Origin of the sequence: Sphingomonas sp. Leaf257 (assembly GCF_001422185.1) — a bacterium.
Classification (GTDB): domain Bacteria; phylum Pseudomonadota; class Alphaproteobacteria; order Sphingomonadales; family Sphingomonadaceae; genus Sphingomonas; species Sphingomonas yabuuchiae.
In genome coordinates this window covers 184,930-193,961 of record NZ_LMMH01000032.1, presented here as the reverse complement: position 1 = coordinate 193,961, position 9,032 = coordinate 184,930, and the positions used below count along the sequence as shown (strand labels likewise).

Genomic DNA, 9,032 nt, shown 5'->3' with positions numbered 1-9,032 from the left:
GTCAGGCCGAGACCGCGAAGTCGGCATCGATCAGGCGCTGCGCCTCCTCGGCACCGATGTCGGTGCCGATCGTCAGCTCCTGACCACGAACCCGCGTCACGCTGGGGCCTTCCTGGCCTACCAACATTCGGATCGCGACCAGCTGGTCGGTCGGGGGCGGGGCGTCGGCCGTCGACGCGGTGTCGGTCGCGGGCGGAGTGTCGGCCGTCGGCGCGGTGTCGGTCGCGGGCGGGGCGTCGGCCGTCGACGCGGTGTCGGTCGCGGGCGGGGTGTCGGCCGTCGACGCGGTGTCGATCGCGGGCGGGGTGTCGGCCGTCGACGCGGTGTCGGTCGCAGGCGGGGCGTCGGCCGTCGACGCGGTGTCGGTGGCGGGCGGGGTATCAACCGCCGACGCAGCGGCGGTCGCGGTTTCGACCTTCGCAACCCGTGCAGGCTTCGCGGTAGGGGATTTTGCCATGGTGGGGGCTCCTTTGCGAGCGGCAGGCTCACCTGCGGCTGGCAGAAGAGGCGGGCCGCTTAGGACCCGCCTCCCTGGTCGATTACGCGTGCTTCAGGTGCTTCACGGCGTTGGCGTCGACCAGATTGCCGTCGTACCGGATCAGTCCGGCCATACCGACCTTCGGCCAGAAGCGTTCGCGGACGGTGCCAATCAGCGGCGAACCGACCTTGCGCACGGTGTAGGCGCTCAGATCGCCGAAGATGACCGAGCGATTGCCCGTGCCGATCTGCGGAACGTCGTCGTTCACCGCATAGGGCTTGCCCAGCAGCACGTCGGGCGCATTCGCGCGAACGTCGCCCATCTGCCACAGGAAGTTGCCCTGGCCGTCCTTCAGCTTGCGCGCCGCAGCCAAGGTGGTGTCGGCGAACATCCACCGACAGAACGGAGAGCGGCGATATGCCTGGTTGACCGAGTGCTGAAGGTCGATCAGCTCTTCGGCCGCCAGCGCGGCAGCGGACGCTGCCTGCTTGCCGAGCGCCGAGGCCACGACAATGCCCTTCGGGCCGCCTTGGCCGGTGCCCACGGTCAGCTTGCCGTTTGCACCCCGGCCAAGGCGCTGACCGAGCTTCTTCGCGATGAACTGCTCGACATTGAACTGGCTGTCCTGAAGCAGTTCGAAACTGATTTTCAACCAGGGGGTGGCGAAGACATAGGCGCTGAGCGTGGCCTGGCCGAAGGCCAGATCACCCGAGCCATCGTCGACGATATCCGCTCCTTCGTTCAGCGGCGCGGAGGTATTGCCGGTGTCGTCGTTGGTCGGGATGTCATACGGATTGCCCGAGCTGGTCGTCATTTCGTCGGTGATGCCCGGATCATACATCGGGCCCCAATCGCGCATGACCTCGACAATGCGATTGGCGAGGGTGCGCGGAACGGTGAAGCCGCCCGCTGCCGGGGTTCCGACGGTCTGGGTACGATTCTCGACATAGCCGCGACGAAGCATGGTGCGGTGTTCGGTCGAAAGCGCACTAACGTCGCCACCCTCGGCCATCAGGGCATAGAAGGCGGTGCGATACTCGTTGTGGAGGCGATCCCCGTCGGCCGGGTCGTCGCGCTGCGTGCCGTCCTGACCGCGAACCTCCAGGTCCTCGCCGGTGGGGCGCAGACGGGCGCGGCGCTCTTCCTGGCTGCGCTCGGCCGCTGCCACACGCTCCTCGCGCGCGATATTGCGGTCGAGCGTGTCCAGCTCGCCCATGATGGTGTCGTGGCGCGCCTCCAGTTCGGCGGTGCGGGCGGCGTCGGTATTGGCGGTAATCTCGGCCAAGGCGGCGCGCGCCGACGTGACGAGGGTCCCGCGCTGCTCATGCAGCTGGGTCAGCATAACCATGGTGGTCTCCGGGCTTCAGGGGGATGGGCGTCGGATTGAAGCGCCGACGCGCGCCTCGGGCTGGGCCCGGTGACTAGATGCCGCGCTCGATCTGCGCCTGGCGGGCGCGGCGGGCGGCGAGGCGGGCACCCGCGCCCGCGCGATTATGGTCGCGGCGCTCGTCGCGGATCTGCGCGAGGCTGCGCAGCGCCACTTCGGTATCGCGGTAGGCGGGATAGGCGGTGTAGGTGATCTCGAAGAGCATCGCCTCCAGGATCGTGCGCTCGGTCAGGTCCTTGGTTTCGTCCCATTCCGAACGCACCGATACGAAGCCGATCGACATGCCCGCGATATCGCCGCGGTCGAGTTGGACGATCAGATCCCGGCCGTCATTGGTGTCGGGCAGCGGGTTCTCGAAGGCCAGGCCCTTGGCATCTTCGCGCAGGATCAGCGTCTTCGCGCCGAGGCGGCCGACGACGCGACCGCTATCGTGACTGTGCAGCGCCAGGACGTCGCGTTCCTGTAGCGACTTGGTAAAGGCACCAGGCGCAATACGCTCGCGCCACATGCCGCCGATATCGGTCCAGGTGTCAAACAGGGCGGCATAACCAACCCCGGTTCGGACCGATCCTTCAGCCGCAGCGCGTAGCTCGAGCGGGGTGATGATCGCGCGCGTCTCGCGGCCGTCAATCTTCGGTGCGGGCATCATTCTGGTCCTTGGATGCGTCGTCTTCCGACGTGGCGTCGTCGTCGAGTGCTGGTCCGCCGTTGTGGCCAATGGGCGCGGAGCCGAGGGGGACGGTCGCGCCCTGAATGTACAGGCGGGCACCTGCGCCGCTTGGATCGGGCGGCCGGTTCTCCAGCGCGCGGGCTTCGTCGGGCATCAGCTGGCCGGTCTGGATCGCGCGGGCGAGACCTTCGATGCGGGATTTGAAATCGCCGCGCTGCAAGCCGTCGAGGTTGTGCTTCACCTCGCGAGCGCGTCGGCGCTGGCCGAACAGCTTGAGGTTCAGCTCCTGCTCGAAGATGACCGCCCAGTGGACGACCAGGTGCTTTACGAGTTGCAGATCCTGCTGCTCGGTATTGGCGAAGGTGCCCTTCGACAGGTCCTGGAGGAAGACGGGCGGCAAACCGTAAAGGCGCGCGATCTCCTGAATCTGGAAAAGCCGCGCCTCGGTCATCTGACCCTTGGCGGGATCGATGCCGACCGGCTTCAGCGCATGCCCAGGCGGCATCCCGAAAAAGGCCCGTCCGGATTTACGGGCCAGCTCGATCGCGCGCTGAATCTGCTCGGTCGCACGACGGAAGGCGTCATTACCCTGTGGCAGCGGCCCTTCCAGCGCCATGGGCGGGATGCCGCCACCGGCGAAGAAACCGGCCGCGAAGTTGTTCATGGCGATCGCCAGGCCGATCGCCTTGCGCCCCATGTGGATCGGCCCATAGGCGCTGAGCTGATTGCTCCGGATGCCGAAGGTCACGTCGATGACGTCGGTCGCGGGATATTCGTTGCTACCGCACCGATAATATTTCCGGCCATTGCGACGCACGACGGTGGTCGCGGTCGGGTCCATGGGCCAGATCGCCACCGGCTTGACGCCATTGCGCTCGATCCATGACACTCCCCGCCCGCCGGTGAAGACACCGTGCCACATGTACCGTCGCCAGTTGGCGCTGGTCCATTCGGGGTTCGGTGCCTCGTTGAGCAGCATTTGCAGCTCGCCATCGACCCGCTCGGCCTTGCCAGCGGCATCGCGGAACGCATGGAGCGGCAAGGTCGCCATCATGCGCTCGAGGAAATTCACGGCATCGAACACGGCGGGCACTTCCAGCGCGCTCTCGACCGTGACGGTCGGCAGCTCGACGGTTCCGTTGGCGATGCCCAGGAACTGCGACCATTCTTCCCAGCTCGCCGACGATGCGATGGTGTCCGGGCGCTCGAACGACCGCTCTTCGCGGTCGCGGCCGAAAGGCCACAGCCTCATTCTTCGCCCACCATGTTGTAGTCGGGATCATCCCAGGGGGAAGCTGCCATGGGTTCTTCCTCCTTGGACAGTGCGACGGCCAGGGCGGCGATCAGCGCCACCGGGTTGTCGATCTTCGCCTCTGCGCGAGGCTTGCGGGGATAGACGTTGTCCTTGGCGTCCATCTGGGCGACGACGTTGGCGACCTGCCATTCCATGACCGGGCAGCCTGCGTGACGAATCAGCCCGCCCTTCATGAAGGCGTCGAGCTGTTTCATCGGATCGGAGAAGTTCAGCACGTTCGGCCGGACTTCCAGGACCGGCGCGCCCTGCTTGACCAGGTGATTGATCAGCATGGTTGCCTGCGCCGGGTCGTAAGCGACGGTCTCGACGTCGAACATGTCGCGCGCCTCGGCGATCGCGATCGCGATTTCGTCGAAGTCGGTGATGTCGCCCTCGTTCACGTCCAGCAGCTGCTGGGCGTCCCAGGCTTGGTACGTGCTGACGTCCTCCACCGCCTTGGTCGGCAGGAAGTACCGCCCGAGCCGGATGAACGGGTCTTTCTTCGTCGGTCGGCCGTCGATCGGCGGAAATAGATACTCGATCGCGGCGATATCGACCTTCGACGCCAGATCGAGGCTCAAGATGCAGCGACGGCCGCGCAGCCACTCCAGTGCCGCCGCCTCGGCGAACAGGACCGGAATTTCCGGATCGGCGCAGCGTCGCCACGCCTCGATATCGAAATAGGCTGCCTTCGCCGCGACCCACAGATTGAGGTGCTTGGTCTTGAAGATCGCCCGTTTGCGCGGTGTCGAGATGGCATCACGCTGCCGCGACAGCAGATATTCCAGGCCGACCGAAATCCCGATGTTGGGATTGGCCTTCCGGAGCGCCGCCTCGGTGCGCCAGTCGTCATCCTCGTCGATTGAATATTCGACGAAGAAGGTATCGTCCTCGATCGGCGGTCCGCCGTTATGCCCGATGCCTGCAAGCCGCTCGCGCTGCTCCAGGATCATGGCATAGCATGGGCCGCCTAGGTTTTCCCCGGCGGTGGTGATCAATAGCTGAAGCGGCTGATCGCGCGCACCCATGCCGGTGATCATCGTGTCGACCTGGGCGTCGTCGGCGTGTTCGTGATACTCGTCGTGGATCGAGCAGCTGGGCGATTGGCCGTCACCGGGGTCCCCGATGATGGTCTCCATCCGCGACCCGTCGTCGGGACGAAGCAGCTGCTTTGCCAGCAGCTGTATCCCGAACTTCTCCTTCAGCGCGGGGAGCTTCGACACCATCAGGCGGGCAGGTCGGAAAACCTCCCACGCCTGTTTCTCGTTGGTCGCCCCCGAATAGACCTCAGCGCCATATTCATCATCGGCACAGAGCATGTAGAGCGCCAGGCCCGACGCGACCGCCGACTTGCCGTTCTTTCGGGGAACAACCAGCAACCACCGGCGGAACCGCCGCGTACCCGCCTGCGTCCCGGACTTATGCAACCATCCGAAGACGACGCAGAAATTCCAGATCTGCCAGGGCTCGAGGATCAGGCGCTTCTTTTGGCGCGCCCAGATCCCCTTGGTATGGGGCAGCCGTTCGATGAACCGACACGGCCGCGCCGCCTTCGCCTCGTCGAAGCAATACGGGAAATCGTCCGACGCGCTGCGGACCAGATCGCTAAGAAAGCGCTGGCATTGCAGCCGGATCTGTTTGCCAGCCGGAATGCGCCCGGAAACGACGTCGGCCGCATACTGGCGCGCGATCGCGGGATAGTCCCTCGATGGCAGCCCTTGAGCTGTCGACACCCTAGAAGTCGTCGAACTCGCCCGGCCCGTCCTTCTTCCCGCCGCCAAGCTTCATGGCGGCCGAGGGGCTGAGCATCAGATCCCCCAGCAGGGACTGGGCGTGACGCATGGCCTCGGACAGCATCGCGACCTCCGGCCGCGCCCGAATCATCTCCGTCGTGACCTGCTTGCCGTCGACCTTACGGATCGTCGTGCTGGTGCAGGTGTCGCCAGTGCTTTCCAGAACGGCTTGGAACCGCTGCACCTGCTCGAGGCGCTGGGCCAGCAGGGCGACGATCTGGGCCCATTGGGGTTCGGCGCGCCCCTGCGCTTCCAACATCGCCGCAATGTCCGCGAACAGCAGCTGCGCCAGGCTCGACAGGTGAATCGGTGGGATCATCTGCGGCGTCGCGCCGGGCACAGGGATTTGCTGCTGCTGGGCGGCCGATAGCGTCAGGGCCACCGGCTTCGGTTTCCGGCCGGAATTCGGCCGCGATCCACCACTCGCCATAGGCCACCTCCGTGGGGATCATTTTGGTTTTGAAATCGCCCGCGCGAGAATTTGGTTAGCCATCGGTGTCCGGGGGGAGGCGACCAAACCTTTTGACCCTCCCCCCCCCGGTCAGTCGACGTCGGGGCGCGATCGGCGGGCCAAGGCCCGTTCAGCGGCGGACTTCCTCGCGTGGCACGGGGCACAGAGCGCCTGTTTGTTGTCCCGCGTGTCCGTCCCGCCTTCGCTGAGCGGGCGAATGTGATCGACCTCGTCTGATCCGATCTCTTTCCCTGCCTTCAGGCAGGCGCGGCAGAACGGTTCCTCGGCCAGCACCTGGGCGCGATCGCGCTGGCCAGCTCGGCCGCGCTTGCGCTTGTCCTTACGGTAGGGCGATGGCTCCCAAGCCTTGCGCGGCGCGGTCTGACGACCGAACCGAGGGGGCTGCATCGGCATCGAGGATCAGGCCGAAGCCATGTCGATCGAGACGGCGCGCCACGATGCGTCCGGCTGGGCCCGGTCATAGAAGCGCATGTAGGTCCGGGTCGACACGACCCGCATCGAGTCCCGGATCGCGTCCATGGCGCGCTTCCAGCGCTCGTTGGTGGTCTCGACGCGCAGCAGCATGAACAGCGCGCCGCGATTGATCTTGCCCTGCTGGTCGACCTGGAAGACGCGGTTGACCAGCGCGCGCATCTCATGGGCGCTGCCCTCGCTCCATTCGGTCAGGCATTCGTCGACCAGGGCCTTGGCGGCCTGAAGCTCGGGGCCGAACTCCAGCAGGTCCGACACCTGGACCTGCACCTTCATGCACCCGTCGAAGGTCAGCAGGGTGACGTTGCCCTTCGTGCCGCCCACGGTCGCGCCATATTGCTGGGCCAGCAATTCTTGAAAGGCGTTGACCCGGTCGAAGGCGCGCCGCTTGAACGCCGCTATCTGCTCGGACAGCGCCTGGGCCTCGGCCAGCATCTCCCGCACCGTCTCATCCATGAGCAGGTCCTGCGCCTTCACCGAGGCGAGCGGGACAAGCGAGCCCTTCGCATCGCGCAGATAGGGCAGGCCACCGACATCGATGGCGGCGGGGTGCTGGCGATCGGTCATGCCGCCGCGCTCAGGGGCGGCGTATAAGCGTTGCCGGGACGCGAATAGGGATCATGGTCCAGCTCGGCGCGCCCGGCGCGGCTGGCATGAAGCTCGGCATAGACCTGCGCCAGGAAACGCCGGGTGACGGGGACCGAGTCATGCGGCTCGCCAGCCGTCGCGACCTTGTTGAGTTGCGTCAGGTCAATACCACGGGTCATCGTCACCATCCTGCGGAACGGCCGTCTGGGCTGACCCACAGCGGCGGATTAACGGGGCGGGCCTCCGGCCCACGGAAAGGTTTGACCAGGTCGCGCGCAATCCGATGCGCTTCGGTTTCCTGGTCATGAAAATCGGCGTGGGAGCGCGCACCCTTACGAACGCGGCGAATCAGGGCCTCCAGCCGATCGCGCACGCTTTCCAGGTCGTCGGCCGGGTGACGCCGCTGCTCGCCTCGGGGGGAGGCGGCAGCGGCGCGGCCCGCGCAACCGGGGGGCGTGCTACGGTTGGGTGGGGCCATCTCGGCATCTCCAAGACGCGAAAAGGCCCGCCTCTCCAGGGGGGTGAGAGGCGGGCCATGCGGTCGGGTCGCAATTCGCGCGGGGTCGAAATGGCCCGAAATGTGGCCGCTTGGGGAGGGGATATTTTGGGTTGTCTCAATAATATTTGCGCCGGGCGATCGTTCCCTCCGTCAGAGGATGCCCGCATGGGCAGCGGCCAGCGTGGCCGGATCGATCTCTTTGCAGGCTTCCGCCTGGTAGCGGGGCCAAGCGTCCAGCGCCTCGATCAGCAGCCGTTTGGCGCGACGGTGCGACATGCCATAGCGAGCGGCCGCAACCGTGAAGGCCACGCCATTGACGATCATATCCAGCACCGCCGCCGCATGGGGCAGCACGGCCCGCCAATTGGTATAGGCCACCTCGGCACGAACTGCGCCCAGCGCTTCGTAGAATGCGCCGTCGCCGCGCGGCGATCGGTCCACGCGGGCCTCGATACTGGCAACCGCGATGCTGACCTCACCCACGACACGGCGATGAACCGTCTCGATCGCCTCGGCCGCTGCCAGTTGATCCTTATCGATATCGCCGGTGCCGTACAGCCGCATGAGCGATCCGAAGGGGCGATGGGCGACGTCGCGTAGCGTTTCCGGCGTTGCTTCCTTGCCGGTATAGCGTCGGTCTTCTTTCAGCCGCTGGTCGTGCAGCCGGGTGGCGGCGTTGCGCGCGGCTTTGCGCTCCTGCTTGTTCAGCCCCGTCGTATCCACGGCAGGCATGATGCGCGGCTTGCCGAGCACCAGGCGATGTACGCGATCGGCCTCGCGCGCGCGGCTGGCGGCGACCAGCACCATGGTTTCATCCGAACTGCGATATTGCGGGCATGGTGTCGCGCGAATGAGGCGCGCCATCTGGTCGGCTACACTTGAAACCTGCGTCATTCGAAATTCACCCCACTGTCATCCGGGGTCGTAATCCAGCTCCGGAACGGGCGGCAGGGGAGGAAATGGGCTGCGCACGACGTCCTCGTCGACGATAAAGCCAGCGGCACGCAATTCTCGCAGCGCGTCCGCCAGCCGGTCCGGGAGGACGATACCACGCGCGCCAGGGCGACGGATGATCAGGCCCTCCGCCTCCAGATATCGCAGCGCTTTCTTGACGGTGTCCCGGCCGGATTTGGTGCCCTGGGCGATTTCGGAAATCGACGGTGAGCCACCCCACCGACCGATATAGTCGCGAATGAAGGCCAGCATGAGCAATTTCCGGCTCGCCATAGCCGGTTCCAGGCGCAACGCCCCGTCCATCGATTTTTATTATCCCCCGCCCGATTAATATAGGGAGAATCAGGGCTGTAGGAAAGACACGGCCGACCTGGGCTTTCCGCCGGATCGCGTCGGATTGCCTATTTCCTACACGGCCGTGTTCTG

11 protein-coding genes are annotated in these 9,032 nt (G+C 65.9%); all 11 read right to left on the bottom strand.

Annotation, left to right across the window (positions count from 1 at the left end):
• Position 1: 1 nt before the first annotated feature.
• Complete coding sequence (locus ASF14_RS13775; protein ID WP_056435985.1) at positions 2 to 457, bottom strand: hypothetical protein; 456 nt, start codon at positions 455 to 457, stop codon at positions 2 to 4.
• An 82-nt stretch (positions 458 to 539) separates the two neighbouring features.
• Positions 540 to 1,826: a phage major capsid protein gene (locus tag ASF14_RS13770; RefSeq protein WP_056435982.1), complete on the bottom strand. Its 1,287-nt coding sequence runs from the start codon at positions 1,824 to 1,826 to the stop codon at positions 540 to 542.
• A gap of 73 nt (positions 1,827 to 1,899) precedes the next feature.
• The gene (locus tag ASF14_RS13765) at positions 1,900 to 2,514 is read right to left on the bottom strand and encodes an HK97 family phage prohead protease (protein ID WP_156361196.1); all 615 of its coding nucleotides are present in this window, start codon (positions 2,512 to 2,514) and stop codon (positions 1,900 to 1,902) included.
• A complete protein-coding gene (locus tag ASF14_RS13760) occupies positions 2,492 to 3,787 on the bottom strand; it encodes a phage portal protein (RefSeq protein WP_056435975.1) in 1,296 nt (431 codons plus the stop codon). Before ASF14_RS13760 ends, ASF14_RS13765 begins: the two co-directional genes overlap by 23 nt.
• On the bottom strand, positions 3,784 to 5,562 hold the full coding sequence (locus ASF14_RS13755; RefSeq protein WP_236697073.1) for a terminase large subunit: 1,779 nt from the start codon (positions 5,560 to 5,562) through the stop codon (positions 3,784 to 3,786). The genes ASF14_RS13760 and ASF14_RS13755 overlap by 4 nt, the downstream gene beginning before the upstream one ends.
• A gap of 1 nt (position 5,563) precedes the next feature.
• Positions 5,564 to 6,052, bottom strand: coding sequence for a P27 family phage terminase small subunit (locus tag ASF14_RS13750; protein WP_056435972.1), 489 nt, complete (start codon positions 6,050 to 6,052; stop codon positions 5,564 to 5,566).
• Positions 6,053 to 6,163: 111 nt separating this feature from the next.
• Positions 6,164 to 6,481, bottom strand: coding sequence for an HNH endonuclease signature motif containing protein (locus ASF14_RS13745; RefSeq protein ID WP_236697086.1), 318 nt, complete (start codon positions 6,479 to 6,481; stop codon positions 6,164 to 6,166).
• A 12-nt stretch (positions 6,482 to 6,493) separates the two neighbouring features.
• Positions 6,494 to 7,132 (bottom strand): DUF3164 family protein, encoded by a 639-nt coding sequence (locus ASF14_RS13740; protein ID WP_056435969.1) that lies wholly within the window; start codon positions 7,130 to 7,132, stop codon positions 6,494 to 6,496.
• On the bottom strand, positions 7,129 to 7,332 hold the full coding sequence (locus tag ASF14_RS13735) for a hypothetical protein (RefSeq protein WP_156361195.1): 204 nt from the start codon (positions 7,330 to 7,332) through the stop codon (positions 7,129 to 7,131). The genes ASF14_RS13740 and ASF14_RS13735 overlap by 4 nt, the downstream gene beginning before the upstream one ends.
• A 470-nt stretch (positions 7,333 to 7,802) precedes the next feature.
• The gene (locus ASF14_RS13730) at positions 7,803 to 8,546 is read right to left on the bottom strand and encodes a hypothetical protein (protein WP_168371534.1); all 744 of its coding nucleotides are present in this window, start codon (positions 8,544 to 8,546) and stop codon (positions 7,803 to 7,805) included.
• 18 nt (positions 8,547 to 8,564) lie between these two features.
• Positions 8,565 to 8,879 (bottom strand): LexA family protein, encoded by a 315-nt coding sequence (locus ASF14_RS13725; RefSeq protein WP_168371533.1) that lies wholly within the window; start codon positions 8,877 to 8,879, stop codon positions 8,565 to 8,567.
• Between the last annotated feature and the right edge of the window lie 153 nt (positions 8,880 to 9,032).